Below are 26,960 nucleotides of genomic sequence, written 5' to 3' on the forward strand. Positions count from 1 at the left end.
TACCGTTCTGTCCCGCCGTCAAGCCGGGCCGATTTCGGCATCAGCCCCTATGCGCCGGGCAGCATCCCGCTTGAACCCTATTTCACCGAGCAGGACCGCCATATCCGCACCGGCGCCGTTCTGGGCGCGGGCGTAGAGCGCGCCATCGACGAGCGCTGGTCGCTGCGCGCCGAATACAACTACGCCCGCTTCGGCCATGAGACGTTCGAGCATGAAGACGCACGCGCCGGCGTGGGTCTGGCCTATAATTTCTCAGGCTTCGTGCGCGACCCGATCACCGGCGAACGGGTGCGCGTCACCTCGTCGGGGCCGGGCACGGTGAACATCGTCGAGGGCCGCAAGGTCCGCTCGGACGCCGACCTGCACATGGTCCGCATCGGCCTCAGCTATCGTTTCTGAACCGTCAGACGACACAGGAGAAACAGGAATGGACCACGTTCCCGATCTGCCGCGTTCCCGGCGGCTGAAAACCATGACGCATGGCGTCCATGATCAACTGGACCGGTCGATCATGGAGGCGTCGTCCTTCGACAGCCTTCAGGGCTATGCGCGTTTCGTCGCCATGCAGCGAGTGTTTCACCGCGATATCGACGCGCTTTACGGGGATGCCGCGCTGGAGGCCCTGTTGCCGGGGCTGTCCGGGCGGCGGCGCCTGTCGCTGATCGAGGCGGATCTGTCGGATCTGGGCCAGCCGACGCCCTTGATCGAGACGCCGCCTGTCTTCCCGCAAGGTCGGGCGGCGGACGTCGCCACGGCTCTGGGCTGGCTCTATGTAGCGGAAGGCTCGCGCATGGGCGGGGCTTTGTTACGCAAGGAGGCCACCGGTCTGGGGTTGTCGGACGATCACGGCGCGCGCCATCTGGCGCCGCCGCCGGAAGGTCCCGCTGCGTTCTGGAGGGCCTTCACGGGCGCTCTGGACGCCATCGCCCTGACGCCCGAGGAAGACGTGCGGGTCATCGAGGGCGCCGACGCCGCCTTTGCTCGGGTGCAGGCCCTGGCCAATGCCGCCCTGCGATAAGGCTCTGGCCGCGCCTGTCTCTGCGTTAGCGTCTGCGGACGGCGCAGAGCGAGCGCGCAGGCCGACGAAATGGGGGATGGGCGTGGCGGCGTCAGTGCTGATGCACGCCGCCCCTCTGGTGATGATGGGCGGCTTTCTCGCCTCGCGGCAGGCGCGGCCCATCCCGCCTGAAACCGTGTTCGAGGTGGAGCTTGTCCGACTGCAGGCGCCGCCCCGACCGCCTTCCGAAAAGCCGCCCGGTCCGGTGCAGAAGCAGGCGGCATCGCAGCAGTCGACGCCCCGGCCGCGCATCACGCCGCGCGTTCAGATCAACGCCGTCGCCGATGTGGAGTCGCTGACCGCGCCGCCGCCCGAGCCGCAGTCTGTGGTCTCCAGCCAGGCGGTTCCCGCGCCTGAAACCACGGCGCCCCCCAGCCGCGCGGCGCCCTCGGCATCGTCGGCCGCGACGACGGCGCAGACGTGGGAGGGACGAATTCTGGCCCATCTGGAGCAGCGCAAACGTTATCCGGCCGAAGCCCGCGCCCGCCGCCTTGAGGGCGTGGCCTATGTCCGTTTCACGATGGATCGGCAGGGGCGGGTGCTGTCAGCGGAACTGGAACGCAGTTCCGGCTACCCGGCATTGGACCGCGAGGCGGTGGCCCTGCTGCGCCGCGCCCAACCTCTTCCCACGCCGCCAGCCGAGGTTGGCGGCGCCGCCATCAGCCTGTCTGTTCCGATCGAGTTTTTCATGCAGGGACGTTGAGGCGGCGGTGGTGCAGGTCATCGGCAAGAGCACGACCGTCATCGCCAATCTGTTCGGCTTGAAGGTCGGATTGATCGATGCCGTTAACGAGGTCGCGCTGGCGCAGGACGAGGCGTTTCATCGCGAGTTCTTCGCTTGTCTGGATCATCTGCCGCCGGGGCGTGACGCGCTGATCGGCGTGATCCTGTCCTATCTGAAGGTCAGAAGCTCGCCACAGGTGCAGGGCGCCCGCGTAAGGCTTCTATGTCAAATGCGCCCGATAGATCGTCCAGATATGACTGGAGACCAGGCTGAAGCCGGCCTTTAGCGCATGGCCATGATGCTGCTCGGGCCAAGGGGTAGGGGCGTCTATACGAACCGCGCCGATGTCTGGCCTGTGGCGTTCGATCTGACCCGTCGGGCGGCCTCACGCTTCGCCATCTGGATCAAGGGGCAGGCCCTAACCGTCAGCGCGACGCAACACTCCTAGCTCAGTTAAGCCATGAAATGGATCAGGGGTGTGAGGTATCGTCCAAATCCTGCTCCCGCACCCAGCATTACCTCACACCCGGACGTGAGGCTCTGATCTACAGAAACCCCATGGCTCTCAGCCGTGGGGTTTTTTGATTTCTGGGCGCCCCCCAAGCCGAGCAGGACGGCGAGGCTGCCGTGCACCCGCAGGTCGAACTTGCCCAGACCCTCCAGCGGAATGAAGTCCACGCGCTGGATCAGCTTGCACAGTTCCGCGCGCAGATCTTCGCCGGCGTCGCCCTCGATGGCCTGGTGCAGGTTTTCCGCCAGCTGTCCGATAGGCGTCGGCGGCGCCGGGGTGAAGCTGGATCACCGATGGCGCGGCGTCGGCCGCCAGTCGGACCTGGATCTCGCTGCGGAGGGTCTTCAGCGGCGCGCTGATCGTCTTCAGTTCGTCCGTGCCGCGTTCAGCATTTCCGTTGATGGTCGACGCGTTCCATCGGCGGCCTCCAGGGTGGCGACGGCTCGGTGCGAAGCGCCGGCGCTATAGCAGCGATAGATATCGAGGACGGCCTCGGCTTGTACGGGGGCGATCGTTCGCAACCCCCCTAATTCTCTCACCTGATGCGTCTTCCTCGCTGTGAATACGATAGGTGTGGAGAATGCCGGCCAGAAGAGAGGGCTGATGGCCCATGGCCTTTCGGCAGTCGGCTTCGAGCCAAGTCAGGGAGGAATTGGCGGCGGTCTCCATTTGTGCGGCGTCGACCCTGATCGTTATGTCGCCTCTCAACCGATCATCGGGCCGCCTGCGGGGAAGATGAAGGCGTCATGTCGGTTGTCTGGAAGATGGGGCAGACGCTTCGTCTGACCTACCCTCAAGATTGATATTGCAGAAAATGCAAAAACTGATCAGGGTCGCGGCAAGGGAGAGGCGATCATGATGTCACGCATACTGAACCACGGCGCTGTTCTGGCGGTCGCCGCCTGTATGGTCAGCGTCGCCGCCACGGCGCAGGCGGCGGACAACGGCCGTCGGCTGACCGAGCGGCAGATCGATGAGGTGGTCGAGGCGGCGCGTGCGTCGTTCGAGGTGCCGGGACTCGCCATCGCCGTGATCCAGCCGGGGCAGGCGACCTATCTGAAGGGCTATGGCGTCGTCGATCACCGCAGCCCGACGCCGGTGACGGCCGACACACTGTTCGGCATCGGCTCGATTTCCAAGGCTTTCACCACCACGACGATCGCCCTGCTGGAGCAGGAGGGGCGGCTGGACTGGGACGATCCGCTGATCAACCACCTGCCGGAATTCCGTCTGTCGGATCCGTGGGTGACGCGCGAGTTCACCATCCGGGACATGGTCACCCACCGTGCGGGCCTGCCGCCCTATGCGGGGGATCTGGTCATGCTGAACGACAGCAAGGCCAATCTGCCGTCCATCTATCACGCCCTGGCCAATCTGGAGCCGAAGTCGAGTTTCCGCACGGAATACGCCTATGACAACCTGCTCTACATCGTCGCCGGAGACCTGATCAAACGGGTGACCGGACGGTCGTGGCAGGACGAGGTGCAGGCCCGTTTCCTGACCCGTCTGGACATGAAGACCTGCGTGCCGGACGAGCGCCAGCTGGGCCCGGACGCCAACCGCGCCATTGCTCACGACTATTCGGACGGCAAGCTGGAGATCGTCGACTTCCCCATGCCGGCCATCACCCTCCCGGCAGGGGGCATCTTCTGCAATGCGCGCGGCATGGCGCAGTGGATGGCCTTCAATCTGGACCCGTCGAAGGGACCGGAACTGGACGCCGTGCGCCGGGCCGAGCTTTACAGCCCGGTCACCCTGATGCCGGTGAACCGTCAGGCCTCGCCCTATCAGCCGGGAACGACGTTCAGCGCCTATGCCCTGGGCTGGACGGTTCAGGACAACTTCGGCCATCGCGAGGTCCAGCACGGCGGCGGCCTGCCGGGGATGGTCAGCTATCTGAGCCTTTATCCGGATGACGGCTTCGGCGTCATGGTCATGACCAACAAGACCAGCGGCGCCGCCCGCGCCATCGCCCAGCAACTGGCGGCGCTGAAGTTCAGCGCCAACCCTGTGCGCGCGATCGCCGATCAGGGCCGGGCCGAGATGGCGGCGGTTCGCGCCGCACAGGCCGAGGTGGCCGGCGCCGGAAACGGCCCGGCGACGGATCAGGCGGCGCGCCCGGCCCTGCCGCTGGCGCAGTACGTCGGCCGCTATGACGACGCCTGGTTCGGCGCGGTCGAGGTGCGGGCGGACGATCAGGGGCTGATCATGGATCTGGGCTCTGACGCCATGACCGGGCGGCTGCGCCATATCGACGGCGACCGCTTCATCGCCGCATGGCGCGATCGGGGGCTGAACGCTGACGCCTATGTGAACTTCCGGGTGAATCCGGTGGGCGAGGTCAGCAGCATCGAGATGGCGCCGGTGTCGCCGCGCACGGACCCCTCGTATAATTTCAGAGACCTTCGTCTGGTCAGGCAGAAGGAGCAGCCTTAAGGGACGGGGGATGACGCGCCCCTACGTCCCGCCTGTTCAAGACGATGAAGCCGCCATGGGCGGCGCTGCCGTGCGCCGCATCCGCAAGAGCCGCAAGCTGACGCTGGAACAGCTGGCGCAGCTGACAGGCATTCCGGCTTCGTCCCTGTCGCGTATCGAGAACACGCGGCTGCGCCTGACGCTGGACAAGATGCACCTGCTGGCCAAGGCGCTGGACGTGCCGGTCGAGCGCCTGCTGGGCGAGGCCCTGCCGGACGCAGCGGCGGGGGAGGGCGCCCCCGGTCGGGGCGTCGGCTCGCCTCTGGAAAGCTGGGCGGCGCCGGGCGGTCTGCGGATCGACCGGGCGCTGGACCGGCGGCCGCAACGGTTCAAGGACGCCCGCGTCCATTACATGTTCGGCGCCGACGAGGCGCGGGCGCTGGACTGCGCCTATGTCCAGTTCGAGCCGGTCAGCGTCTGGGACTCCGAGTTCATCCGCCACCCGGGCGAGAAGACCGTCTACATCGTGCGCGGTACGGCCATGGCCTATGTGCAGGGGCGCGAGCCGCTGCTGCTGGAAGAGGGCGACGTCATGCACATGGACGCCTCGGTCTGGCACAGCGTGGTGGCGGTGAACGGACCGGCTGAAGCTTTTGTGACCTATTATCACGGCGCGCGCCGGGGCCAGGACGCCTTTGAGAGCGGCGGCTTCGACCGTGAGGCCTGGGGCGCCCTGAACGCTGAAGAGCAGGCATCGTCGGACGTCGACTGACCGGGAGGAGGGCGCAGGCGCGATTCCGGCCTTGAGGTCGAGTCTTGCGTGCGCGCTTTTCGATAATGCAAATATTGCAATATTTGCTCTTGCTCTGCGCCAAATTTTACGAATATTGCTGAGAGTGCAAACGTATCCGGGGAGGGGTCGTGAAGCTCACAGCCTTGAAGCGTCGTCTGGAACTGACGACGCCGTTTCGTGTGTCTTTCGGTGAAATTTCCGGCATGGACGTGGTGGAGGTCGCCGTTCAGGGCGATGGCGTCACCGGCCGGGGCGAGGCCTGTCCGATGCCCGTCTTCGGCCACACCGCCGAGGCCGTTCTGGAGACGATCGCCGAGGTCGCGCCTGATATCGAAGCCGGGCGGCTGGACCGAGCAGGGCTGCAGACGCGTCTGCCGGCCGGACCGGCACGCAATGCGCTGGACTGCGCCCTGTGGGATCATGAGGCCAAGCGAACCGGGCGTTCGATCTGGGATCTGACCGGGGTGGCGGCTGTCGCCACGCTGGCGTCCGACATCACCATCGGCATCGAAACGCCGCAGGAAACCGCGCGTCTGGCCGGGACGCTGCGCGATGCGGGCATGATCAAGCTGAAGCTGGGCGGGCCGGACGACATGGCCTGCGTGCGTGCGGTGCGCGATGTCCTGCCGGACACTCGCCTGTTCGTCGACGTCAACGGCGGCTGGACGCTGGAACAGTTGAACGCCTTTGCGCCCGAGCTGGCCGCGCTGGGCGTCTTCATGATCGAGCAGCCGCTGCCGCAGGGGCAGGACGAGCAGTTGGACGGCTATGTCGGCGCCGTGCCGCTGTGCGCCGATGAATCCTGTCAGGACCGGGCCGATCTGGACCGGATTCAGGGCCGATACGCCTGGGCCAACATGAAGCTGGACAAGACCGGAGGCCTGACCGAGGCGCTGGCGCTGGCCGAGGCCGCTCAGGCGCGCGGCATGAAGCTGATGGTCGGCTGCATGATGGGGTCGGGTCTGGCCATGGCGCCCGCCTATGTCATCGGCGCCCTGTGCGAGGTCGTCGATCTGGACGTGATGCTGTTGCTGAAGAACCCCGCCGACGCCGCCGTGCGGCACGACGGGCGGCGCCTGATCGGCTTCGGCCGCGAGGTGTGGGGCTGAAGATGATCGTCCAGGGAGGGATAAACCGGATGAACGGCAAGACGACTTATGCAGGCGCCAGTTTGATGGCTCTGGCGCTGGCCCTTGGGGCGACGCTGGGAGCGACGCCGTCGCTGGCACAGACGGAGCAGGCGACGTCCGTCGGCGACATCGTGGTGACGGCGCAGAAGCGGTCGCAGAACCTTCAGGACGTGGCGAACTCCATCGCCGCCCTGTCCAGCGCCGAGATCATGGAGACGGGCAAGAACGGTCTGGCGGACATGGTGGCGTCCGTGCCCAGCCTGTCGATGGTGTCGCAAGGGCCGGGTCTGTCGACCATCGCCCTGCGCGGCGTCTCGACCGGCGGCGTGCGCAACGACGAGCCGCAGAACAAGGAGACGGTCGGCGTCTACATCGACGAGACGCCGATCTCGGTGAACGGCTTCAACCCTGATCTGGGCCTTTATGACCTGTCGCGGGTCGAGGTGCTGCGCGGGCCGCAGGGGACGCTGTACGGTTCGGGCGCCATGGGCGGCGCCATCCGCATCATCACCAACAAGCCGGACCTGAGCGACTTCTCCGCCTCGGTCGAGGGCTCGGCCTCGCACACCCGCCACGGCGAGGCGAACTACAGCGCCAAGGGCATGGTCAATCTGCCGCTGGTGACGGACGCCGTGGCCCTGCGCGCGGTCGCCTATCACACCTATCAGGGCGGCTATATCGACAACATCGCCACCGGCGAGAAGAACCAGAACGACGCCACGACGACGGGTGCGCGCCTGCAGCTGGGCGCCCAGCTGATGCCGGATCTGCGCGCCAACCTGACCTATATGTATCACGACCTCGAGACGGGCTCGCGCTCCAGCCAGTCGGGGCCGTATCAGCGCAGCTTCCGTGTCTTTGACGGGCTGAACGACCGGATCAACATTTACAACGCCACGCTGGACTATGACCTGGGCTGGGCCTCGGTCAGCTCATCGACCTCCTATCTGGACAAGAAGAACACGAACCGCAGCAGCCTCGAACTGCTGATCAAGGCGGCGGTGGGAATGGATTCCCTGTCGCCCCTGATCGATACGACCGAGATCAAGGACTTTTCGCAGGAGATCCGCATCGCCTCCAGCGGCGAGGGGCGGCTGAACTATATCGCGGGCGTCTTCTATCAGGACCGCAAGCGCGACTATACGCAGGACGCCATCGCGCCCGGCGTCGACGCCTATACCGGGGCGCCGTCATCGGACTATGGGGCGCTGGTCCCCGATCAGGTCTTCTACGGCTTCCAGAATATCCGCCAGAAGCAGAAGGCCCTGTTCGGCGAGCTGTCCTACAAGATCACGCCGCGTCTGACGGCGACGGCCGGCCTGCGCTATTTCGACTTTAGCGAGAAGTATGAAACCTTCTCGGCGGGCCTGCTGAACGGCGGGTCGGACCGCTATAAGGGCGACTTCTCCGAGGATGGTTTCACGCCCAAGTTCAACCTGTCGTTCGACGCCACGCCGGAGAACATGATCTATGTCCAGGCGTCCAAGGGCTTTCGTCTGGGCGGGGTGAACACCACAGTTCCGGCCGATCTGTGCCGCGCCGATCTGGACACGCTGGGCCTGACCGAGACGCCGGGCAGCTTTGGTTCGGACTCGGTGTGGAACTATGAGGTCGGCTCGAAGAACCGCTTCATGGACCGGCGCCTGACGCTGAACGCCAGCGTCTATTACATCGACTGGAGCGACATCCAGACGACGATGAGCCTGCCGTCCTGCTCCTTCTCGTTCCGCACCAATGCGGGCAAGGCGCGCAGCATCGGCACGGAGATCGAGGCCCGCTTCGCCCTGAACGAGACGCTGGATGTCTATGGCACGCTGGGGCTGACGGATTCGGCCCTGACCGAAGACGTGATGTTCTCGCCGTGGAAGGATGGCGACCATGTGCCCGGCGTGGCGCGCGAACAGGTCAGCGCCGGCGCGCGTCAGGCCTTCACCGTGTTCGAGTCTCAGGACGCCTATGCCCGCATCGACTACAGCTACACCGGCAAGATGAACACGCGCTTCGATACGGGGCACGCGCTGAACCGGTCGTATGGCGACTATCACATGGTCAATCTGGCGGCGGGCGTTCGCCTGCCGGGACGGCCGATCGAGGCGTCGGTCTTTGTCCGCAACCTGTTCGACGACGATGGTCTGGTTCAGGCCAGCCCGGCAGGGCTGTCGGCGCCGGAAAGCTGGATCACGGTCCAGCCGCGCACCATCGGCTTCACGATACAGGCCTATTTCTGAGACAGAATCTGACCCGGATCGTCTGCGGCCCCTGTTCCTTGCGGAACGGGGGCCGTAACGCCGTCAGGAACGCGGTCTGCGCGGGGGAGAGCAGAACAGCATGAGCATCGCCGTCAGCGAGAAGAGTTTCCTGGGCCAGCCGCGCGGGCTGGCTGTCCTGTTCCTGACCGAGATGTGGGAGAAATTCTCCTTCTACGGGATGCGCGCCCTGCTGGTTTATTACATGACCACCACTCTGCTGATCGAGCAGGGACGGGCCTCGATCATCTATGGACTCTATACCGCCGTCATCTATCTGACGCCCATCTTCGGCGGGATGCTGGCGGATCGCTGGCTGGGGCGCAGGCGCTCGGTCACCTATGGCGCGGCGATTATGATCCTGGGCCATTTCATGATGGCGTCCGAGAGCCTGTTCTATCCGGCGCTGGCGGTGATCGCGATCGGCAACGGACTGTTCCTGCCCAATCTGCCGGGGCAGGTGGCGGGGCTGTACAGGCCGGACGATCCGCGCCGGGGCAGCGCCTACAACATCTATTATATGGGCGTGAACCTGGGGGCCTTCATGGCGCCGATCGCCTGCGGCGCCATCGGCGAGATCTACGGCTGGCACTGGGGCTTCGCCGTGGCGGGCGTCGGCATGGCGGCGGGGCTGGCCATCTATCTGGCCGGGGGCCGCTATCTGCCGCCGGATCCGTCGCGCGCGGCGCGTCAGGAAGCCAAGGCCGTCAAGGCCGAGGGTCTGTCGCGGTCGTCGATGTGGCTGTTCGGCGGGGTGATCCTTGCGGTGGTGGTCTTCCGCACCGCCTATGAGCAGGTCGGCAACACCCTGGCCCTGTGGATCGGCAGCGACGTGGATCGCGCCATCGGCGGCTGGACCATCCCGATGACCTGGTTCCAGTCGATCAACCCGCTGTTGGTCTTCGTGCTGACGCCGATCCTGGTGACGGCATGGGATCGCGCTGCGCGCAAGGGCAAGGGCGCGTCATCGGTGGGCCGCATGGCCATCGGCGCGGCCATGGTGGCCAGCTCCTTCCTGGGTCTGGCCATCGTCGCGGCGCTGGCCGGGCAGGGGCCGGTGCACTGGCTGTGGCTGGCGGCCTTCTTCTTCGTGATGACCAGCGGCGAACTGTTTATCCTGCCGGTCGGGCTGGGTCTGTTCGGTCGTCTGGCCCCGGCCCATATGGCGGCCACCATGATCGCGGCCTGGTATCTGGCGGCTTTCGCCGGGAATCTGTCGGCGGGCGCCATCGGCACGGCCTGGAGCGCCATGGCGCCCAGCGCCTATTTCGCCCTGATGGCGGCGGTGGCCTGCCTGTCCTGCCTGTGCCTGATCCTGCTGGCGCGTCCGTTCCGCGCGCTTGAAAAGGCCGATCGTCTGTCCCAAGCGCCGGAATGAAGGCCGTCCAGAACCGCTTTCATTGCATTAGCGACGCGTGAAGAAGTCGACGTGGGTGGCGATCTCTATCACCTCGCCGGGTTCGTCGGCGGGAGGCAGGGGCAGGGGCTGGGCGCGTTGCAGCATGGCCAGCGCCTCGCGGTCCAGCATAGGACGGCCCGATCCGCGCGTGATGGATGACGACAGCACCCGCCCGGCGCGGTCCATGGTGAAGCGGATATGGACGACGCCTTCCTGACGCTGGCGCTCGGCGATGGCGGGATAGCGTTTGTTCTGGTCGAGGTGGGCCAGCAGGCGCGCGCGCCATTCGCGCGGGGCGCTGGAGGCCTGAGCGGCGGCGGGCGCGACCTGCGCGGGGGGGGCGGTGGTCGCGGGGGCCGGCGGCTGGGGCGACGGGGCTGCGACCTGAACAGGCAGGGGCGTTGGCGCGGGTAGCGACTCTGCGGCTTCGGCGATCGCCACGCGGCGGACGATGTCCGGCGGGCGCGTCTGCGACTGGGCGCTGCGGACCTGTTCCTTTCCGGGCGTGCGCTCGGAGGGCGGTCGGGGCGGCGCTGCATCCATGCGGATCAGTTCGACCGTCATGGCGTCATATTCTACCGGCGGAGCCGGAAGCGTCATCGGACGTAACAGAAGCAGCAGGGGCGCCGCGTGCAGGATCAGCGCCGCCGTCGTCGCCAGTGTCTTGCGCCGCATCGCCTGCCCCGACGCCCGCCCGTGCGGGGCGGGGGTCGAGGTCAGGGCGGCTCTCTGATCGAGCGCCATGGTCATGCCGCAGCGGGATCGTCTGTATAGAAGGCGCGGTCGACAAGGCCGCGCACACGCCGGAAGGCTTCTCTGGCGCCCTCGTTCAGCCTCTCCTCGTCCTGAGCGGAGAAGGCGGGGGCGTCCAGGCGGGCGGTGAAGGCGCGCCAGGCGTTGGCGCGGCCCTCCGGCGCCGCCGCCAGATGGCGGGCGCCGAAGTCTTCCGACAGCTCCAGCGCCGCCGCCGCCTTCAACAGGAAGGCGGCGCCCAGGTTCGATCCTTCGGCCACATAGAGCCAGCCCAGGGCGGTCGGGATGTCGACCGCCTGTTCAGGCCGGAAATGCGGCGGCCTGTCCGTCTCGAGCGGGACTGCGCCCAGATCCGCCAGATCGGCCCGCACATCCGCCTCGCGACGACGGCGGGGCAGGTCGGGGATCAGAGCGATCAGGTCCGCCGCATCATAAAGGGCGGCGATGTCGCGGTGAAAGGCGTGCTGCACCTGCAGGAAGCGGATGTAGCGCTGGCGGTCGGCGAAGGGCTCGGCCGCCATGATGGCCTTGTCGAGACTGTCGTGAACCTGATGGCTGGCGCTTTTCAGGCGTTTGGCGCGGCTGGTTTCGGTCATGAACGGTTCCTTAGAAGCGATAGCTGAAGCCGATGCGCAGAGTGTGCAGATCGGCGTCGGTGCGCGCCTTGCGGCCATTGATGATTTCGGTCGAACCCGTCGTTTCCGTGACCTTGAAGATGAAGCGGCCGGTGACGGGATCGCGCATCGGCATGCCGGTGACAGGGTCCCACATCAGCTCGCTGACCGAGGTGCTGCGGCCGCCGCCCGCGCGAGCCTGTTCAAAGGTGAAGTCCTGCGACCCGAAGTTGGAATAGGCGTAGTCCGTCCGCATCGACCAGCCCTGGCCCAGATCGCGCTCGACCCCGAAGCCCAGCGTCCAGCCGGTGCGGTCCACGCTGGCCTTTTCCTTGAAGAAGAAGACCATGTCGTTCGCATGGGAGTTGCCCCGGTTGCTGGGCGTGTCCGAGCGGTACTGCATACGGGTCTGGGTTTCGCGCAGGAAGGCCGCGCCGCCCGTGCCGTAGACCAGGGTGCGTCCGAAGGCGTAGCCGACCCTGCCGCGCACGGCGGCGGTCCAGTCCCAGTCGTATTCGACCGAGGAATCCAGACGGCCTGCGCGACGCATGGACTGGGCGTTGCTGTCGTCGCCGGTGACCAGGACGCCGGACCATCCGGCCATGCTGCTGCGGGCGATGTCGCCTTCCAGACCCAGCACCAGATTATTGGGCAACTGCCAGTTGTAACCGGCATGGACGCCGGGCGAGACGCCCTTGTAGGTCTGGTCCACGCGGCCGCCGTCGGCCTTTGCGCCGCTCAGGTCGTGGATGTCACCGTCCTCCTGACCAAAGCCATAGCCATAGGCGCCGCCGACGTAGAAGCCGGTCCAGTCGGTGGTGTCTTCGTCTGCGCCGTTGAACCAATTGCCCGGCCAGGCGCCGGAGCCTGCGCCCAGCTGGCTGGTCAGGCCGATGCGGATGGTGCGGCCGGGCGCGGGCACGATGCCCAGGCTCAGCGGCTCGACATACATCTGGTCGGTCAGGTTCTCGATGCTGAAGTCCAGCGACAGCGCCGGGCTGAAGCGATAGCGGCCGGTCACGTCTGCGGTGACATAGGAACTCCACGGAATGGCGGCGATCAGGGGCGCCAGACCGCTCTCGGTCGGCTCGAACGTCACGGCCCGCTCGTCGCGATAGACCAGGCGCCCGCCCAGATTCAGCCGGTCGTTCATGAAGTTGCGGTTGACGCTCAGGTTCGCCGCCCACTTCGGCGGAATGTAGTTGGTGCCGTAGTCCGAAGCCAGCGAACTGGCGATGCAACCCTCGTTCGGGCGGCAGAAGGCGATGTGGTCATACCAGGTGACCCCGGCGTCGATGGTCGTGGCGCCGCGACGATAGCTGGCGTTGGCCTCCAGACCACGGAACTCGGCCCGGTCGATGTTGTACATCTGGGTCTGGAAGACTTTGCGGACGTAGCGGCGCGCGATGTAGTCCTCGATGCTGTTGTCGAACCAGACCAGCTTCAGCCCCAGTTCGTCATCGGCGGCGAACAGGTCGGTGCGCAGATAGTTGGCGCCGATCTCCCAGTTGTGGGCCTCTTCCTTGTGCAGGTCGGGGTTGGCCATCATGAAGAAGCCGCTGGTCGCCTCCATCAGCGACGGCAGGCGCGCGGCCTGCTTATAGGTGGCGAACAACTGCAGCCCGTCCATCGGCATGGCCGTGGCGCCCAGCGAGAAGCCGAAGGCGTCCTCGCTGCGGTTCAGCTTCTGCGAGTTGTAGATGGTGCCCGACTGACGGTCTTCCAGATCATAGCTCTGATAGCGCAGGCCGCCGTCCAGACGCAGCCACGCGGTCGGCTCCAGCGAGGCCTGGGCGAAGAGGGTGTATTCGTCGCGCACCCCTTCGCGCGCAGGCGGAATGGCGCCGCCGGTGACCCAGCCGTCGGACGGGCCGGCCTTCTCATGCAGATAGGCGGCGCCGTAATCGGCGTTCAGCCAGCCCAGCGGCGTCGACAGGCGCGAGCTGTTGGTGATGTCCAGACCCCAGCTGTCGAAGTCGCGCGACGACGGATCGGTCTGCGCCAGCGAGGCCGAGGTCTCGTTCAGCTGCGACAGCCAGACGTTGCTCTTAAGGTCGATCAGGTCGTTTTCAGGGTTCCAGCGGTGCCGCGCGGTGAAGCGGTCCAGCGCCGTATTGGACAGGGGCCAGTGCTGTTTGACGACGCTCAGCGTCTGGGAGACTTCGGACGGATAGTTCTCGCCGAAATCGCTGCGATAGCCGCCGTAGCCCAGTTCCAGCGTGTGGTCCGGCGCCGGGCGGATGATGGCCTTGAACAGCCAGGACTCCGTGTCGGTCGAGGTGTTCAGCACCGCCTCACCGCCGACGAAGGCGGTCATGCCGTGTCCCTCATAGAAACCGGCGGCGTTGGCGCACAGATGTTGCAGGCGCTCGCTGCCCGGCGCACCGCTGGCGCAATAGGGCGAGAGCGTGCTGGCGCGCTTCGGCGCGCCGCGACCGTGGGCGCCCGCATGGTAATTGCCCGACTGGCGGAAGGCGTAGCCCGCCAGCAGGTCCACCCGTTCGCCCTTGCGCGCCCAGACCAGACTGCCCGACCCGCCGCCGGGGTTCAGCGGATTGGGCCGGTTCACCGGATGGGTGATGGCCAGCGGATCGCCGGAACTCCACTTCTGCTCCAGCAGACTGCGGCTTTCGGACCCGCGCGGGGCCGAGCTGTTGTCCGACAGGGACAGCTTCAGCCTCATGCCCGTCGTTTCGCCCTCGACGATGATGTCGTCGGGCGACAGGGTGGTCATGGACAGCGAGCCGCCGATGCCGCTGGGCATCCCGCCGGTCATCGACGGGCCCTTCTGCACGGCGATGGAGCTGATGAAGTCCGGGTCGATGAAGTTGCGGTTGCTGACGCCCTGATAGCCCCGATAGACGCTGGTGCCGTTCATGGCGCCGTCGACGGTGACGGCGATGCGCCCCTGACCCTGAAGACCGCGGATGTTGACGTCCAGACCGCCGCTGTTGCGGGCCTCGGCTGACATCAGGCCGCTTTCGCCCTTCAGAACATCGGCGGGCGACGAACCGGGATAGGCTTCCAGCGTCTGGCGCGAGATGACGCTGACCGAGCCGGGCGTGACATAGACCGAACCGGCCGTGCCGTCCCATCCGGCGGCCGAGCCGTTGCCTGAACCGCTGGCGGCGGGCGCGCCCGCGCCTTCCACCCGCACGGCGCCCAGCTGGATCGCGCCCGGCGCGGCCTGCGGCGCGCGCTCCAGCGTGACGACCGAGCCGTTCAGCCGATAGGTGAAGCCGCTTCCGGCCAGCAGGCGGTCCAGCGCCTGACGCGGCGTCAGCGCGCCTCGGACGCCGGGGCTGCGCACTCCGCGCAGGGCGGCGCCGTCGGTCGCGACCTGCAGGCCCGACTGCGAGGCGAAGACGACCAGGGCGTCGGACAGAGGCTGGGCGGGGATCTCATAGACGCGCGCAGCCTGCTGCGTCGTCTGGGCCATGGCGGGCGCCGCAAGGGCCAGCGGCGTCAACGCCGCGGTCGCCATCAGGAAAGACATCGCTGCCGTCCGGCGCGCCTGATTGCGCGCATTCCGCCCCATAGCCACTGAGAAACTCCACTGCTGCTGAACGGCATGTGCAAATCATTCGCAAATGCCTGTTGCGGGTCTCAACGAGCGGGCAGGGGCGTTTTCCAGAAATAAACCGGAAAATACGCCGTCATATGAATTAGGTGTTTTAAATCAGTATCCTGAAATCAGGATACGAGGATCAGCCACGGCGTGATCCGACGCACCCTGCCGCCCAGGGGCTGAACCATCACGGCCAGACCCGCGGCCGGATCGGTCATGTCATAGACCCCTGTGACGGTGCGTTCCGCCAGACGCCGGTTGGTCAGCAGGATCGCGCCCGTATGGTGGCGGCGGGCGTCATGCAGCATCTCTGATACCGGGTGATCCACGGCGGTCAGGCGGTCGCGCCCCCAGGCGCCGACGACCTGAGGCGAGCCGGAGCCGGTTTCTTCGCCCCCGCGACGCGCGCGCGACCAGTCGCCATCCGTCAGCACGATCGGCGCTGCGCCGGGGCGCTGAACGCGCACCCGTCCGTGGCGGACGGCCACATCGGCGCCGGTCTCTCCCCTGCGGACGTCGAAACCGGTGCCCAGAACGGTGACGCGCGTTTCTCCGCTGTCGACATGGAAGGGGCGGTCGGCGTCCGGCGCGACCTCGAAATAGGCCTCGCCTTCCAGCAGGCGCACGTCGCGTCGGTCGCCGTCCAGCCTGACCTTGATGGCGCTGCGCGGGGCCAGCCGCACGACGCTGCCGTCGGCCAGTGTGACGCTGTCTTCCTGTCCGGCCCCGGTGATGTAATCGGCGCCCCAGCGCGTCGCCGTGGACGGCGCCATGACGGCCAGCGCCAGCAGGGCTGCGGCCATGCCGCTGATCGCCGCGATGCGGGCGCCGGGCCTGCGTCCGGGCGCCGCCGCCGAGACAGGCAGCCGCCCCAGAAGCTGCGAAACATGGCCCGCATCGGCCCAGGCCACGGCATGGGCGGGCGACTGGTCCAGCCAGCGCTCGAAGGCCAGACGCAGGCCGTCGTCGCCGGGCGCTTCATTCAGGCGGACGGACCACTGCACCGCCTGACGCAGAGGCGTTTCGGAAACGGGCTCGGTCGGCGTCGTCATGTCCGCCTCCCTGCACGAACAAGCTTCGGATCGGCCGCAGCCGTCGCCCGTGTAACGAGCGAGCGGCGTGTTTTTCCAGAAATCGACGACATCGGCATGGCTCAACGGCTCCGCGACAGGCGCGAGGCGCAGTGTTCGACGCCGTCGACGACCAGGGTCTGCGCCAGCGAGACGGATATATTCAGCCGCGCGGCCACATCGCGCAGCTTCAAGCCTTCGACCTTATAAAGGATGACGGCGCGCCGGGTCCGGGGCGGCAGTTCGTCCAGCACCTGCAGCAGGCGCTGCATGTCCGAGCGCGCCATCGCCGCCGCCTCGGGCGAGGGCGCGTCGTCGGCCGGATGAACGCCCTGATCCATCAGGGCCTCGACCGAACTTCGCCCCGTGCGCCTGCGCGCGCGATAGACGTCCAGCGCCAGATTGCGCACGGTGCGATACAGATACCCGACCGGCTCGGTCAGGGGGCGCAGGCGCTCAACCGCCTCCACCCGGATCCAGGCGTCCTGAACCAGATCCTCGGCGCAGGCGCGGTCGTCGATGATCCCGCAGGCATAGTCGATCAGCGCCTGCCTGTGCGTTTGATACAGTTCCAAGGATCGAGAAGACGGAGGCGGCACGCGGACAAGACAATGAGGGCAGGGCTGCGCTTTATATGAGAATCATTATTATCTAGCGAGCGGTATCTGCAGCAGCCGACAAGGAGCGTTTGCGACCGAACATCTCGAGAGCGCCGCTGCTATGCAGGCAGTAAGTTCTGTATTGAGCCAGTAATAAATGGCTAAGTCGGCATGGCGCCGTTAAATGGAAGCAGCGGCAACAGGGGGATCAGCTTTGCGCGGTGAAATTCTGACATATGACCAGGCGACTGGCATGGGCGTTGTTCTGAGCGATGACGCTGATCGTTACGTTTTCAACGTATCAGAGGTGCGGACGCCATTGCCTTTGGCGCGCGGCGACAAGGTTGATTTCGTGCCGCAGGATGGTCAGGCGACGGAAATCTTCGTGCTGCGAGGAACGACAGGTCCGACAGTGTCGCCGGCGGCGCCAGCCAGCGGCGGCGGCGCCTTTGATCTGGGCCGTGTGATCCAGAGAACTTTTACGGCCATTCGCGCTAATGCCGCCATCTTCTTCGGCGCCTCGACCCTACTGGTGGGCGTGCCCAGCCTGGTGATGGGTTTCGGGCAGGCCAGCATGGTCGAGACTTCTGCTGTGTCGAGCATTCTGCTCTTTTTCGCCGGTCTTCTCTTCTACCTGGTGGGGACCTTCATGCTGCAGGGCATGGTGGTCAAGACGGCGGTCAACAGCTTCAACGGCAAGGCGATGACGCCTGGCGAAGCGATGGAGACGGCTGTCAGGATGTTCCTGCCGCTGCTGGGGCTGAGTATTGTCGCCGGTATCGGGACCAGTCTGGCGTTCCTGTTGCTTATCGTGCCGGGGATCATCGTCGCTATTATGTGGTCCGTCGCCGCTCCCGCCGTGGTTATCGAGAAAAGGGGCGTGTTCGAAAGCCTGCAGCGCAGTCGGGATCTGACCCGGGGCTATCGCTGGCATGTGTTCGGCCTGATGGTCATCTATGTGATCCTGTCGTGGATCATCGGCGCGGCCGTCGGCGGGATCAGTCTGGCGACCGGCGGCAGCTTTATGGAAGGCAGCGCGATCACGTGGGTCAATGTCGTCTCCAGCGTGATTATCAATGTTCTGTCGGGCGTGGTCGCCTCGGCCGGGGTGGGGGCGCTCTATTATGAACTGCGCACGGTCAAGGAAGGGGCGGGGCCGGAGGCTCTGGCCGCGATCTTCGACTGAGCAGAGGCGCGGTCGCTGCGCCGTCAGATGTCGTGCTTGTCGCGGCGGCGCACGCCCATCAGCAGCTTCTGCTCCAGCCGCGCGCGCACGGCGGCGTAATAGGCGCTGAGAAAGTCGCGGTCAGTCTGATGCGGGTCACGTGACCAGTTGATCTTGGCGGCGATGCGCTCGGCCACGGCGCGCATCGTCTTGCGTTCTCCGGTCCGCAGGACGGATTCCAGAACATGAAGCTCCTTGGCGCCATAGGCGTCCAGTTGCGCCAGGGTGAAGTCGTGGCTGGCCATCCGCTGCGCGCCTTCATCGGCCATGTCGCGGGTCAGCTTGTGCCGGGGCGTGCGCACCACCCAGGTCCCGCCGACCAGATCGCCCAGCCTCAGCCGGTCCCGGTTGAACAGAGGGAAGAAGACGAAGATCGCCGCCCAGATGAAACCCAGCAGATACATCCAGCTGTCCACGCCGCCCTGGCCCGCCCGTGCGCCGAGCAGCGACAGGGGCATGAAGACCTCCAGTTCGCGCATGGCGTTGCGGGCGAAGACCGATTCCGCCCTCAGCCGTCCGCCGTCGCGTGACGCTACGCGCAGCCCCATCAACCGCTTGCCCGGCGTAGCGGCGGCGGCTGACAGCTCGAAAGCGGTGAAGTAGAAATTCCTCAACAGGAAGAAGACCGCCAGCCACAGCACGGCCATCATCTCGGCGCCTGCCATGCCCGCCGCGCTGAGGGCGCCGACGCCGGTGAAGATCAGGATCAGGGAGAAGGCCAGCAGCACGCCCATGATGATGGCGGCGTCCAGCAGGAAGGCTGCGGCCCTTTGGCCTGCGTCGCCGATGTTCAGCTTCAGATCGACGCCCTCGGGCGTGACGAAGGGGCGTTCGCTGCGGTTGGCGCGGGCGGCGTCAGCGGTCACGGGCGACCTCCCGCCGTGGGGCGTAGAAATAGAGGCCCCAGATCAGGGCCGTGACGGCGGCCACGGCGTAACGCAGCCCGGTGTCGGCGATCAATTGGCGACCGAAACCTTCCAGCAGGCCCGCCAGCAGCAGCATGACGATGACGCCGCCCATGACGACGCCTGCGCGGCGTCCGGCCTGAACCGCAGCATCAAGCCGGTGGGCGCGGCCGGGGAAGGCGACGGCCCATCCGATTCTGAGTCCGGCGGCGCCCGCCAGAATGACGGCGAACAGCTCTGTCACGCCGTGGATCAGCAGCCAGCCGCCCAGTTCAAGCCCCAGGCCGCGGCTGGCGTACAGGGCGAGGAAGGCCCCCAGCGTCGCGCCGTTATAGAGGATCAGCAGCCCGGTCGGCAGGCACAGGACGAAACCCAGCGCAAAGGCCAGCAGCGCCACCTGGGCGTTGTGAGTGAACAGGAAGGCGGCGAAGACCGACAGGCCGCCTGCGCCGTCGGCGCCCTCAAGAGCGTCGCGCAGAGAGGCGGTGGATGCGCCCGGATCGCGTCCGCCGGCCAGATCGGCGGGCACGAAGGCGTGGAACCATTCGGGGTCGTGCATGACCAGCCATCCCCCGACCACGGCGCCCAGCAGCATCAGGGCTGTCGATATCAGCGTCTCGCGCCACAGGCCGCGCACGGCGGCGGGCCAGTCCTGCCGGAAGAAGATTTTCAGTCGGTCGCGAAGCGTCGCGCGTGAACCATAGACGAAGAAATAGGCTCGCGCCGACAGCGTCTCCAGATAGTCGACCAGCCCTTGGTCCAGCGACGTCTCGCGCGCCACCGACAGGGCGGACAGGGTTGAGCGATACAGCACCGGGACGGCCAGGATTTCTGCATCGGTCAGTTTGGACGCCGAACCCTTTTCAGCCTTGTCCATCAACCGTTCGAGACGGCGCCAGTCGTCCTCGCGCGCCTGACGGAAACGCTGGCTTTTCAGCAGGGGGGCGTCGGTCACAGCAGGTCCCTCCGCTTCAGGTCCAGATAGGCGTTGACCGCTTCAGGTCCGACCTGATCGGCGGGGGCGTCGACGATGTGGGCGCCCATGCGGCGCAGGCGGGCGATGACCGTCTCGCGCTCGCGCAGCAGGCTGGCGGCGACGACGGCGCGCGACACGTCTTCAGGCGTTTCAGGGGCGGCGGCGGTCAGGCCCTCAAGCTCTTCGTCACGCAGGACCACGAACAGCACAAGGTGGCGCTTCAGCAGTCGGCCCAGAGACTCGATCATCAGTTCGGCGGCTGTGGAATCGGTGAAGTCGGTGAAGACCACGATCAGGGAGCGGCGCTGAAGTTGTCCCGATAGTGTGGCCAGGGCCAGGGTGTAATTCGTCTCATTCGTGGAATAGTCGATGCGTCCTGCGACCGTCTGCAGGGTGCGGAAGGCGTTCATGCCGCCCACGGCGCCGGTCGTCAGGCGCGGCCGGGAATCGAAGGCGAACAGGCCCGCCCGGTCGCCCGAGCGCAGGCAGGCGTAGGACAGCAGCAGGGCCGCATGGATGAAGCGGTCCACGCGCGGCATTCCTCCGACTGGCTCGCAGGCGGCGCGTCCGCAGTCGAGAGCCATGATGACGTTGTGGTTGCGCTCGGTGCGGAACTCCTTGGCCAGCAGGGCGGCGTGGCGGGCCGACTGCTTCCAGTCGATGGCGCGCCGGTCCATGCCGGGCTGATAGTCGCGCAGGGCCTGAAACTCAGCGCCCTCTCCGATATCGATCTGGGCCTTGGAGCCGAACAGGGCGTCGCGGGCGAACAGGCGCACCGCCTGATCGCGCACCCAATGCAGGTCCGTCAGCACCGGAGCGGCCAGGTTCAGGCTGAAGGTCTTCTGCTTCCAGCACAGACCCATCGGCCCGCGCCAGCGCACCCATAGATCGTTCACCTTCGCCTCGCCACGCCGGTCTGGCGTGAAGGGGAAGGCGAGGGCGGCGGTCCGATCATGCACCCCGGCGCCGCGTGGTTCGTCGTTGAGGCCCAGTTTCGCCTCTCCTGACACGGCGGCTTCAACGTCCTGAGGCGTGCGGCCGGAGGCGTCGAACCGCACCGTCAGTCCGATCAGGCCTGGTCGCCCGACGGCGGCGCGCACCGGTTCAGGCGCATCGAGGTTGAGGCCAGTGCGCGATCCGCCCAGCACGGCGTCCAGCGCGAACAGCAGGACGACGCCCGCGATCCATACCGGACCGGCCAGCCAGCCGACCGGCGTCAGCACGCCCGCCAGCAGCGCGACGGGCGCTCCCGCCGCCAGAACGATCACCGCGCGTCGGCTGGGATAGATCACCGGGGCGCCGCCACCTGATCCACCAGACCCGCCAGCACCTGCTCGACACGGCGGCCTTCGATCTCTGCGGCGGGCGACAGCACCAGACGATGGCGCAGAGCAGGAATCGCCAGCGTCTTCACATCATCGGGAATGACATAGTCGCGTCCGTCCAGTGCGGCGCGGGCGCGGGCGGCGACGGCCAGCATGGCGCCCGCGCGCGGCGAGGCGCCTGTCTCGACATCGGCGGAATCGCGGGTGGCCCGCACCAGGTTGGCGATATAGCCCACCACCTCGTCCGTCAGCCGCACCTGGGCCACGGCGGCGACGGCGGCGGTGATGGCGTCGCTTTCCGCCACCGTTTCCACACCGAGGGCCACGGGATCCATCTGCCCGGTGCGCGATCCGTGGGCGGCGATGATCGCGCGCTCCTGCTCCAGATCGGGATAGTCGAGGACGTGCTTGAACAGGAAGCGGTCCAGTTGCGCTTCAGGCAGGGGGTAGGTGCCCTGCTGCTCGATCGGGTTCTGGGTGGCGACGACGGTGAAGCGCGGGCTGAGCGCATGGGCCTGACCGTCGATGGTGATGTTGCGCTCCTGCATGGCTTCGAGCAGGGCGGCCTGGGTCTTGGGCGGCGTGCGGTTGATCTCGTCCGCCAGCAGCAGTTCGCAGAAGATCGGCCCGCGCGTCAGGGTGAAGCTGGAGGTCTGGAAGTTGAACAGGTTGGACCCCAGGATATCGCCCGGCATCAGGTCCGGCGTGAACTGGATGCGGCCGTAGTCCAGCCCGACCGCGCGGGCGAAGCTGTGGGCCAGCAGGGTCTTGGCCGTGCCGGGCGGGCCTTCCAGCAGGACGTGCCCGCCGGCGAACAGGGCCGTCAGCAACAGGTCGACTGCGCCGTCCTGGCCCACTACGGCCCTGGCGATCTCGGCGCGGATGCGCTCGGCGATCGTCTTCACCTCATTGACGTCCACGGGTCAGCTCCTGGTTCCAGCGATGGAGGGCGGCGGCGACCTGCATCAGGTCGCCGGGGGTTTTGGCGGCCCGGGCTTGATCGGCCAGGGCGGAATAGGAGGTCTGCGCGCCCTGAGCCTGGCCCACACGGTCCAGGAAGGCGTCCAGTTCGGCGTCGCTGAGGCGGCGCGGGGCGCCGATGGCGCGGACGACGGCGGCCCGTGTCAGAAGGGCGTAGGGCGCGGCCATGTGATGCTCGCGCCGGGCCAACCGCACCAGCCCGGCCGTATTGTCCGCCAGTCCGCGCTTGCCCAGGGCGATGACGCGGCCGGTCTCGCGCGCGGGGCCGAAGCGGACCACGGCCTGATAGCCTGTGAAGACCGCCAGCGCCGCCAGCACCAGCGTCATGCCCAGCAACGGCGGCTCCAGCATCAGCCGCAACAGACTGCGCGTGCGCTGCATGCCGTGCAGGGTCAGGTCGAAGATGACCGGCGCGTCCTTCGCTCGAACGAAATCCAGCAGGGCGACGGCCGTGCGGGCCCCGTTCAGTGTTTTCAGGCCGTGGGTGCTGAGCAGGTCGGGGTCGGCCAGCACATAGAGGCGGGTCTTGGCGTGCATGGCCAGCACCGGACGGCCCAGATCATCCGTTACGACAGGAACCCAGTCGGGACCCGAAAACGTGCGAAGCGCATCCACCTGGACGGGGGCGCCGAAAATGGAACCGTCGGGTCGTTTCAACTGCACAGCGGTCCTGCCGTCGCGCGTGTTCAGATCGGCGCCCAGTCGCAGGTGTTCGCTCAGCGACGACAGGGCGGCATCGGCGGGCAAAACGCCGAGGGTGCGCACCCAGCCGGGATGATCCGGGTCCGGCGCTGTGCTCCATTTCGGCAGGACCAGGAGGGTCGCTCCGGCGTGGTTGATGTCCTCGATCGGCTCGGGACGAGCGCCGGGCGGCGGCGTCAACACCAACAGGCTTTCATCGGATGCAGGCGTCAGATGGCCTCGGCTCATGCTCACCGGGACGCCGAGGTTGCGAAGCAGCACCGGCGCCGCGCCGAACCCGATGGCGGCGCGCGACAGGGCGTGGCCCTGCCCGTCATCACCCGACTTCAACTCCGGCGCCCAGGCTGACAGCACGCCCAGACCGGCGAGGGCGACGACGCTGACCAGCAGGACCGCGATCATGATGACGGGAGAAAACGCGCGGCCGACGGCGCCGGAGGATCGGCTCATCCGCGCCAGCCTTCGGGCAGGGCGAAGGCCTCATAGGCCTGGCGGCATTCAGAGAATTCCCGGGCGTCGACGTCCGCGCCGCCGAAAAGGCTGCGCTCGACCACGCGACCGATCTGTTCAAAGGCGGGGCGGGCGGCTTCCGGCAGCGCCTTCAGGCGGGTGATCTCGCGCGAGGTGAGCGAGGCGCACAGGGCGCGCGGCTGACGCTTTTCGATGTCCTGCACGCTGCGCAACAGCAGCAGGTGGGCGGCGTCGGCGTAATGTCCGCGTGCAGCCAGGGCGTCGGCTTCCGCCAGCAGATCCTGCGCCGCCCGGGCGTCGGGCCGCCACGCCTCATTGTCCATGACCACAGGCGGGAGGGGTTTGGCGCGCGGCGCGCGTATGCGCATGATCTCGCGTACGATGGCATAGAGGATCAGCGCGGCCAGCAAGGCCAGCCCGATCCAGAACACTGCTTTCAGCAGCGGCTCCAGTGCTTTCAGCGCCCCGCCCAGCCAGTGCAGCCATCCGGGCGTCTGCGGCGGGGTGAAGCCCGTGCGGTCGAATTGCAGCGAGACGTCTTTCAGCAGGGCGGCGTGAGCCTCGGCGACCCTGTCGCCGGAAGCCGAAGCTTCGTCTCGCATGCGAACGCCCCTTGATCCTGTGTCTACAGCCTTAGAGGCGCTCAGGCGCAAGTCAACCGGGGGCGGTAGGCCTCCCGCGTGTTTTCAACCTTCCGGCGACCGGGCGGCCCAAGCCGAAGGCTTCGAGAGCGACGGCTGTCATTCGTCGTGCGGTATTTCACAATTCCGGCGAACCGTTTTCATGGCGGCGCATTCATGAAAAAGCGGGTTGCCAGACTTAATGAACAGTGTCTATTTTATTCGGCGTCTTGATGCCTGTCGGGTGCGGGCGCATCGGTTTTCTATTTTCCGCGTCCAGAAATGCGAGCGTCGCCATGCCTTCATTCAACAGGACCGCCCTTCCGGTTCTTGCCGCGCTGGGCGTTGCAATCGGCGCCGCTCTGGCGGTGCTTCCGGCGCAGGCGGCTACGGGGAAGGCGGCTACGGGGCAGGCCGGCCGGTCGCCGGCCGGGCGCTCCCTGATCGACATTCGGGATGTGGATCGCGACAGCGTGCCTGCGGGAACCCCCGCCGCATTCGGGGTCGCCTTCCCCGGTGCGGCGCGTAATGAGGCGGCGCGTCAGATCGGCGATGACCTTTACACCTTCGTGCCCCTGACTTTCATTCCGCTGTCCGACACCCGCGTCGCTCTGGTCAGCACAGGGGCCAATGACTGCACCGGCCAGGCCTGCAGCGGCATGAACGCCGTTCACTATCTGGGACATGACGCGGGCGAGCCGCGCTACCCATACAGCCTTCAAGGCGAGTGGCTGGATGTCGGCGCGGCGGGTGTAGTCGGCAATCCGGCCCTGCGCTGGGGCTGGACAACGGCGATGGGCGAACATCCCGTTCTCTATACCGAAGCGGGCGGCGTGTGGCAGGGCAGGGCCTGCGGCCAGGCCGTGCTGACGGAGTTGACACCCGAGGGGCCGGTGGAGATCGCCAGTCTTCAGATCTATTTCTCCGACGCCGACGCTGAGGACGGCGACACGGGCGTCGAAGGCGTCATCTCCGCCGCGGAAAAAGGACGCAGCTTCACCGTTTCCTACAGTGGATCTTCCGATTTTACGGAAACCTACAGGCGTGGACCCGACGGCCGGTACAGGCTGGACGGAAAGAGCCGGGTTCCTGCCTGCTGAATGACACGCGCCGCCAGGGCGGCGACAGGGACCGGGGAGGTCTGGATGCGTATTTTCCTGACGGGCGCGACTGCGGCTGTTCTTCTGGGCGCGGCGACGGCGGCGATGGCCCAGGACGGTTGTGTTTCCCTTGACCGGGGGACGCTGTCGATCGGGCAGGTCCTGACGGCGGCGCAGCAGCAGGCGCTCAGGTCGGGCGCTCCGGTCGGCGCCTTGCATTGCGGACGCACCGGCTGCACAGCCCAGGCTCCGGACGGCGTCAGCTACAGTTGGCGTCGTGACGGGCGGATTGTCGGCAAACGGATCGAACTGACCGACGCCAGCGGGCTGCCGGGCTGGCGCGGCAGCATCGATCAGGCTTTCGCCGACGGATTGGGACGGGCGGCCTGCACGCGCTTCACCCTGTCCGAAGAGGAACTGGAAGGCGGCTATTCCATGCAGGGCGGACTGCTGTCGACATGGGGCGGGCAGGCGATGGTCGTCAACATCTTCGGCGAAGGGACAGTTGAACAGCCCCTGACGATTGAATTGCGCGCCGCCGATCAGTGACGCCCGGGTCGCAATGACCCTCCGGATCTTTTTTGTTCAAGGAATGCTCCATGTTTCCAAAAAACGGATTGACGGCTGTCGGTTCTCTCATGATCGCGGCTGCGCTGGCCGCATGCTCCCCGGCTGGAGATGCCGACGCGGGTAAGGCCGCCCCGACGGAGGCGCTGCCTGCACCTGCACCTGCACCCGTGGCGGAGGTCGTCCTGACGGCGCCCGGGGACGCCGCGCCGCCCCTGTCCGCCTATGTGGGCAAGCATCCGACCGATCCTGTCCGGGGCGTGAGCTTCTTCCGGCACCCGGCGGTGCGCGCCGCCGTCGAGGCTTCGGGCGTGGATCGGGATATCCAGAAGTCGATCTTCTTCGACGGTAATGTCGTGGGGGTGGTGACGCCCACGCGCGGTCGGTTGTTGCTGCACGGCTATGACCCGGCGGGCGCGGGCGTGACCAACTGGGCCATCCTGATCGTGCCGGACGGCAGCAAGGCGGCCGTCTGCCACTCGGACGGCGTCGTCAAGGACAAGCAGGGCGCCGACTGGTATCTTGAGGGGGACCTGGTCTTCACCCTCTATCAGCCCTGTCCGTCTGAAGAGGGCGACATGGAATCGCTGTCGAACTGGCCGATCGGCCCGATACCGGGCTGACAGGCGTGTCGCGACTGCACAGGTATGAGCCTTTGATGGCGCTGGGCCGGTTTCTGTGCGGCCTGGCGCTGGCGCCTGTTCTGACCATCGCAACCGCAGCGGGCGGCGCCCTGGCGGCCCAGCCCGAGGGGGCCGGAGAAGACGCCGAAACCCGTGAGGCCCTGCAGGCGTGGGCTGCAGCCGATCCTGCAAACGCCAGGGCCCTTTATGATCTGACGCGGGCCCATGCGGGCCTGGCCGTCCGGATCGAGCGCCTGGTAAGGATCGGCGTCCTGTGTCGCCGGCTGTCAGATGAAGACGCCGCCCTGATCGTGGCCAACGCAGGACAGGAGGCGGATTCCTACCGGGCCCTTCTGACGGCCGCACAGCGCGAGCAATTCGCCCTTTACAATGAAGGTCTGCGGCAGGGGGCCCTGGTCGCTGCCGACCCGGGAATTCCCGATGCCGCCGCCTGTGAAGCCTTCGCCGCTCCGGGCGGGACGCTGGTTAAGCTTTTGACCTGGACCGGCCGGCCGCAATTCATCAGTCCCGGCGTTCTGGCCAGCCCGCGGACGCTGCCCTGAACGCATTTTAACCTCTGAGGGCT

General features: G+C 66.9%; 26 protein-coding genes. 14 read left to right on the forward strand and 12 right to left on the reverse strand.

The window, feature by feature from the left end; all coding sequences use genetic code 11:
- Positions 1 to 18 precede the first annotated feature (18 nt).
- Complete coding sequence (locus tag ACORJG_RS03525; protein ID WP_427789427.1) at positions 19 to 213, reverse strand: hypothetical protein; 195 nt, start codon at positions 211 to 213, stop codon at positions 19 to 21.
- On the opposite strand from ACORJG_RS03525, the gene ACORJG_RS03530 reads away from it, so the two are divergent.
- The 9 genes from ACORJG_RS03530 to ACORJG_RS03570 all read left to right on the forward strand — a co-directional run bounded on the left by ACORJG_RS03530 (position 145) and on the right by ACORJG_RS03570 (position 10,254).
- Positions 145 to 399, forward strand: coding sequence for a hypothetical protein (locus ACORJG_RS03530; RefSeq protein WP_427792953.1), 255 nt, complete (start codon positions 145 to 147; stop codon positions 397 to 399). The two genes, ACORJG_RS03525 and ACORJG_RS03530, sit on opposite strands and share 69 nt — an antisense overlap.
- Positions 400 to 427: 28 nt before the next feature.
- On the forward strand, positions 428 to 1,018 hold the full coding sequence (locus ACORJG_RS03535) for a biliverdin-producing heme oxygenase (RefSeq protein ID WP_427789429.1): 591 nt from the start codon (positions 428 to 430) through the stop codon (positions 1,016 to 1,018).
- 82 nt (positions 1,019 to 1,100) lie between these two features.
- Complete coding sequence (locus ACORJG_RS03540; protein WP_427791660.1) at positions 1,101 to 1,760, forward strand: energy transducer TonB family protein; 660 nt, start codon at positions 1,101 to 1,103, stop codon at positions 1,758 to 1,760.
- Positions 1,761 to 1,767: 7 nt separating this feature from the next.
- Positions 1,768 to 2,067: a hypothetical protein gene (locus ACORJG_RS03545; RefSeq protein ID WP_427791662.1), complete on the forward strand. Its 300-nt coding sequence runs from the start codon at positions 1,768 to 1,770 to the stop codon at positions 2,065 to 2,067.
- Between the two features lie 1,080 nt (positions 2,068 to 3,147).
- Positions 3,148 to 4,728: a serine hydrolase gene (locus ACORJG_RS03550; protein ID WP_427791664.1), complete on the forward strand. Its 1,581-nt coding sequence runs from the start codon at positions 3,148 to 3,150 to the stop codon at positions 4,726 to 4,728.
- A gap of 10 nt (positions 4,729 to 4,738) precedes the next feature.
- Positions 4,739 to 5,479 (forward strand): helix-turn-helix domain-containing protein, encoded by a 741-nt coding sequence (locus ACORJG_RS03555; protein ID WP_427791665.1) that lies wholly within the window; start codon positions 4,739 to 4,741, stop codon positions 5,477 to 5,479.
- 149 nt (positions 5,480 to 5,628) lie between these two features.
- The gene (locus tag ACORJG_RS03560; RefSeq protein ID WP_427791667.1) at positions 5,629 to 6,609 is read left to right on the forward strand and encodes a dipeptide epimerase; all 981 of its coding nucleotides are present in this window, start codon (positions 5,629 to 5,631) and stop codon (positions 6,607 to 6,609) included.
- A gap of 29 nt (positions 6,610 to 6,638) precedes the next feature.
- Positions 6,639 to 8,858 (forward strand): TonB-dependent receptor, encoded by a 2,220-nt coding sequence (locus tag ACORJG_RS03565; RefSeq protein WP_427791669.1) that lies wholly within the window; start codon positions 6,639 to 6,641, stop codon positions 8,856 to 8,858.
- 100 nt (positions 8,859 to 8,958) lie between these two features.
- Entirely contained in the window at positions 8,959 to 10,254 is a 1,296-nt protein-coding gene (locus ACORJG_RS03570; RefSeq protein ID WP_427791671.1) for a peptide MFS transporter, read from the forward strand.
- Positions 10,255 to 10,281: 27 nt separating this feature from the next.
- Here ACORJG_RS03570 and ACORJG_RS03575 read toward each other — a convergent pair whose 3' ends face one another.
- The 5 genes from ACORJG_RS03575 to ACORJG_RS03595 all read right to left on the reverse strand — a co-directional run bounded on the left by ACORJG_RS03575 (position 10,282) and on the right by ACORJG_RS03595 (position 16,855).
- Positions 10,282 to 11,025: an energy transducer TonB gene (locus ACORJG_RS03575; RefSeq protein WP_427791673.1), complete on the reverse strand. Its 744-nt coding sequence runs from the start codon at positions 11,023 to 11,025 to the stop codon at positions 10,282 to 10,284.
- A complete protein-coding gene (locus ACORJG_RS03580) occupies positions 11,022 to 11,624 on the reverse strand; it encodes a biliverdin-producing heme oxygenase (RefSeq protein ID WP_427791675.1) in 603 nt (200 codons plus the stop codon). Before ACORJG_RS03580 ends, ACORJG_RS03575 begins: the two co-directional genes overlap by 4 nt.
- Before the next feature lie 10 nt (positions 11,625 to 11,634).
- The gene (locus ACORJG_RS03585) at positions 11,635 to 15,138 is read right to left on the reverse strand and encodes a TonB-dependent receptor domain-containing protein (protein ID WP_427791677.1); all 3,504 of its coding nucleotides are present in this window, start codon (positions 15,136 to 15,138) and stop codon (positions 11,635 to 11,637) included.
- Between the two features lie 197 nt (positions 15,139 to 15,335).
- Positions 15,336 to 16,262 carry a FecR family protein gene (locus tag ACORJG_RS03590; protein ID WP_427791679.1) on the reverse strand — a complete coding sequence of 309 codons (927 nt, stop codon included), beginning with the start codon at positions 16,260 to 16,262 and terminating at the stop codon, positions 15,336 to 15,338.
- 101 nt (positions 16,263 to 16,363) lie between these two features.
- Positions 16,364 to 16,855 (reverse strand): RNA polymerase sigma factor, encoded by a 492-nt coding sequence (locus ACORJG_RS03595; RefSeq protein ID WP_427791681.1) that lies wholly within the window; start codon positions 16,853 to 16,855, stop codon positions 16,364 to 16,366.
- A gap of 277 nt (positions 16,856 to 17,132) precedes the next feature.
- Between ACORJG_RS03595 and ACORJG_RS03600 the strand changes: the two genes are divergently transcribed.
- A complete protein-coding gene (locus ACORJG_RS03600; RefSeq protein ID WP_427791682.1) occupies positions 17,133 to 18,065 on the forward strand; it encodes a hypothetical protein in 933 nt (310 codons plus the stop codon).
- A 23-nt stretch (positions 18,066 to 18,088) separates the two neighbouring features.
- Here ACORJG_RS03600 and ACORJG_RS03605 read toward each other — a convergent pair whose 3' ends face one another.
- The 6 genes from ACORJG_RS03605 to ACORJG_RS03630 are packed head-to-tail and all read right to left on the reverse strand — an operon-like array spanning position 18,089 to position 24,066.
- The gene (locus ACORJG_RS03605; protein ID WP_427791684.1) at positions 18,089 to 18,970 is read right to left on the reverse strand and encodes an RDD family protein; all 882 of its coding nucleotides are present in this window, start codon (positions 18,968 to 18,970) and stop codon (positions 18,089 to 18,091) included.
- Positions 18,960 to 19,964, reverse strand: coding sequence for a stage II sporulation protein M (locus ACORJG_RS03610; RefSeq protein ID WP_427791686.1), 1,005 nt, complete (start codon positions 19,962 to 19,964; stop codon positions 18,960 to 18,962). The genes ACORJG_RS03605 and ACORJG_RS03610 overlap by 11 nt, the downstream gene beginning before the upstream one ends.
- Positions 19,961 to 21,277, reverse strand: coding sequence for a DUF58 domain-containing protein (locus ACORJG_RS03615; RefSeq protein WP_427791688.1), 1,317 nt, complete (start codon positions 21,275 to 21,277; stop codon positions 19,961 to 19,963). The genes ACORJG_RS03610 and ACORJG_RS03615 overlap by 4 nt, the downstream gene beginning before the upstream one ends.
- Positions 21,274 to 22,230, reverse strand: coding sequence for an AAA family ATPase (locus ACORJG_RS03620; protein WP_427791690.1), 957 nt, complete (start codon positions 22,228 to 22,230; stop codon positions 21,274 to 21,276). The genes ACORJG_RS03615 and ACORJG_RS03620 overlap by 4 nt, the downstream gene beginning before the upstream one ends.
- Entirely contained in the window at positions 22,217 to 23,443 is a 1,227-nt protein-coding gene (locus tag ACORJG_RS03625; RefSeq protein WP_427791692.1) for a DUF4350 domain-containing protein, read from the reverse strand. The genes ACORJG_RS03620 and ACORJG_RS03625 overlap by 14 nt, the downstream gene beginning before the upstream one ends.
- On the reverse strand, positions 23,440 to 24,066 hold the full coding sequence (locus tag ACORJG_RS03630; RefSeq protein WP_427791694.1) for a DUF4129 domain-containing protein: 627 nt from the start codon (positions 24,064 to 24,066) through the stop codon (positions 23,440 to 23,442). The genes ACORJG_RS03625 and ACORJG_RS03630 overlap by 4 nt, the downstream gene beginning before the upstream one ends.
- Positions 24,067 to 24,380: 314 nt before the next feature.
- Between ACORJG_RS03630 and ACORJG_RS03635 the strand changes: the two genes are divergently transcribed.
- From ACORJG_RS03635 to ACORJG_RS03650, 4 genes are read left to right on the forward strand one after another with little or no spacing between them, the layout of a single operon-like run.
- Positions 24,381 to 25,184, forward strand: a complete 804-nt coding sequence (locus ACORJG_RS03635; RefSeq protein ID WP_427791696.1) for a hypothetical protein — start codon at positions 24,381 to 24,383, stop codon at positions 25,182 to 25,184.
- A 45-nt stretch (positions 25,185 to 25,229) separates the two neighbouring features.
- Positions 25,230 to 25,733, forward strand: coding sequence for a hypothetical protein (locus tag ACORJG_RS03640; RefSeq protein ID WP_427791697.1), 504 nt, complete (start codon positions 25,230 to 25,232; stop codon positions 25,731 to 25,733).
- Positions 25,734 to 25,783: 50 nt separating this feature from the next.
- A complete protein-coding gene (locus tag ACORJG_RS03645; protein WP_427791699.1) occupies positions 25,784 to 26,374 on the forward strand; it encodes a hypothetical protein in 591 nt (196 codons plus the stop codon).
- Positions 26,375 to 26,409: 35 nt separating this feature from the next.
- The gene (locus ACORJG_RS03650) at positions 26,410 to 26,937 is read left to right on the forward strand and encodes a hypothetical protein (RefSeq protein WP_427791700.1); all 528 of its coding nucleotides are present in this window, start codon (positions 26,410 to 26,412) and stop codon (positions 26,935 to 26,937) included.
- Positions 26,938 to 26,960: the final 23 nt, after the last annotated feature.

It is taken from the genome of Brevundimonas diminuta (genome assembly GCF_050310045.1).
Taxonomy (GTDB): domain Bacteria; phylum Pseudomonadota; class Alphaproteobacteria; order Caulobacterales; family Caulobacteraceae; genus Brevundimonas; species Brevundimonas diminuta_F.

Excerpts from the sequence above, each read along its gene's own strand:
- ACORJG_RS03525 (WP_427789427.1), bottom strand. The coding sequence starts at position 213 with ATGCTCGAACGTCTCATGGCCGAAGCGGGCGTAGTTGTATTCGGCGCG.
- ACORJG_RS03600 (WP_427791682.1), top strand. The coding sequence starts at position 17,133 with ATGGGCGTTGTTCTGAGCGATGACGCTGATCGTTACGTTTTCAACGTA.
- ACORJG_RS03550 (WP_427791664.1), top strand. The coding sequence starts at position 3,148 with ATGATGTCACGCATACTGAACCACGGCGCTGTTCTGGCGGTCGCCGCC.
- ACORJG_RS03630 (WP_427791694.1), bottom strand. The coding sequence starts at position 24,066 with ATGCGAGACGAAGCTTCGGCTTCCGGCGACAGGGTCGCCGAGGCTCAC.
- ACORJG_RS03555 (WP_427791665.1), top strand. The coding sequence starts at position 4,739 with ATGACGCGCCCCTACGTCCCGCCTGTTCAAGACGATGAAGCCGCCATG.
- ACORJG_RS03650 (WP_427791700.1), top strand. The coding sequence starts at position 26,410 with ATGGCGCTGGGCCGGTTTCTGTGCGGCCTGGCGCTGGCGCCTGTTCTG.
- ACORJG_RS03645 (WP_427791699.1), top strand. The coding sequence starts at position 25,784 with ATGTTTCCAAAAAACGGATTGACGGCTGTCGGTTCTCTCATGATCGCG.
- ACORJG_RS03580 (WP_427791675.1), bottom strand. The coding sequence starts at position 11,624 with ATGACCGAAACCAGCCGCGCCAAACGCCTGAAAAGCGCCAGCCATCAG.
- ACORJG_RS03575 (WP_427791673.1), bottom strand. The coding sequence starts at position 11,025 with ATGACCATGGCGCTCGATCAGAGAGCCGCCCTGACCTCGACCCCCGCC.
- ACORJG_RS03640 (WP_427791697.1), top strand. The coding sequence starts at position 25,230 with ATGCGTATTTTCCTGACGGGCGCGACTGCGGCTGTTCTTCTGGGCGCG.
- ACORJG_RS03590 (WP_427791679.1), bottom strand. The coding sequence starts at position 16,262 with ATGACGACGCCGACCGAGCCCGTTTCCGAAACGCCTCTGCGTCAGGCG.
- ACORJG_RS03585 (WP_427791677.1), bottom strand. The coding sequence starts at position 15,138 with ATGTCTTTCCTGATGGCGACCGCGGCGTTGACGCCGCTGGCCCTTGCG.
- ACORJG_RS03565 (WP_427791669.1), top strand. The coding sequence starts at position 6,639 with ATGAACGGCAAGACGACTTATGCAGGCGCCAGTTTGATGGCTCTGGCG.
- ACORJG_RS03625 (WP_427791692.1), bottom strand. The coding sequence starts at position 23,443 with ATGAGCCGATCCTCCGGCGCCGTCGGCCGCGCGTTTTCTCCCGTCATC.
- ACORJG_RS03535 (WP_427789429.1), top strand. The coding sequence starts at position 428 with ATGGACCACGTTCCCGATCTGCCGCGTTCCCGGCGGCTGAAAACCATG.
- ACORJG_RS03570 (WP_427791671.1), top strand. The coding sequence starts at position 8,959 with ATGAGCATCGCCGTCAGCGAGAAGAGTTTCCTGGGCCAGCCGCGCGGG.
- ACORJG_RS03635 (WP_427791696.1), top strand. The coding sequence starts at position 24,381 with ATGCCTTCATTCAACAGGACCGCCCTTCCGGTTCTTGCCGCGCTGGGC.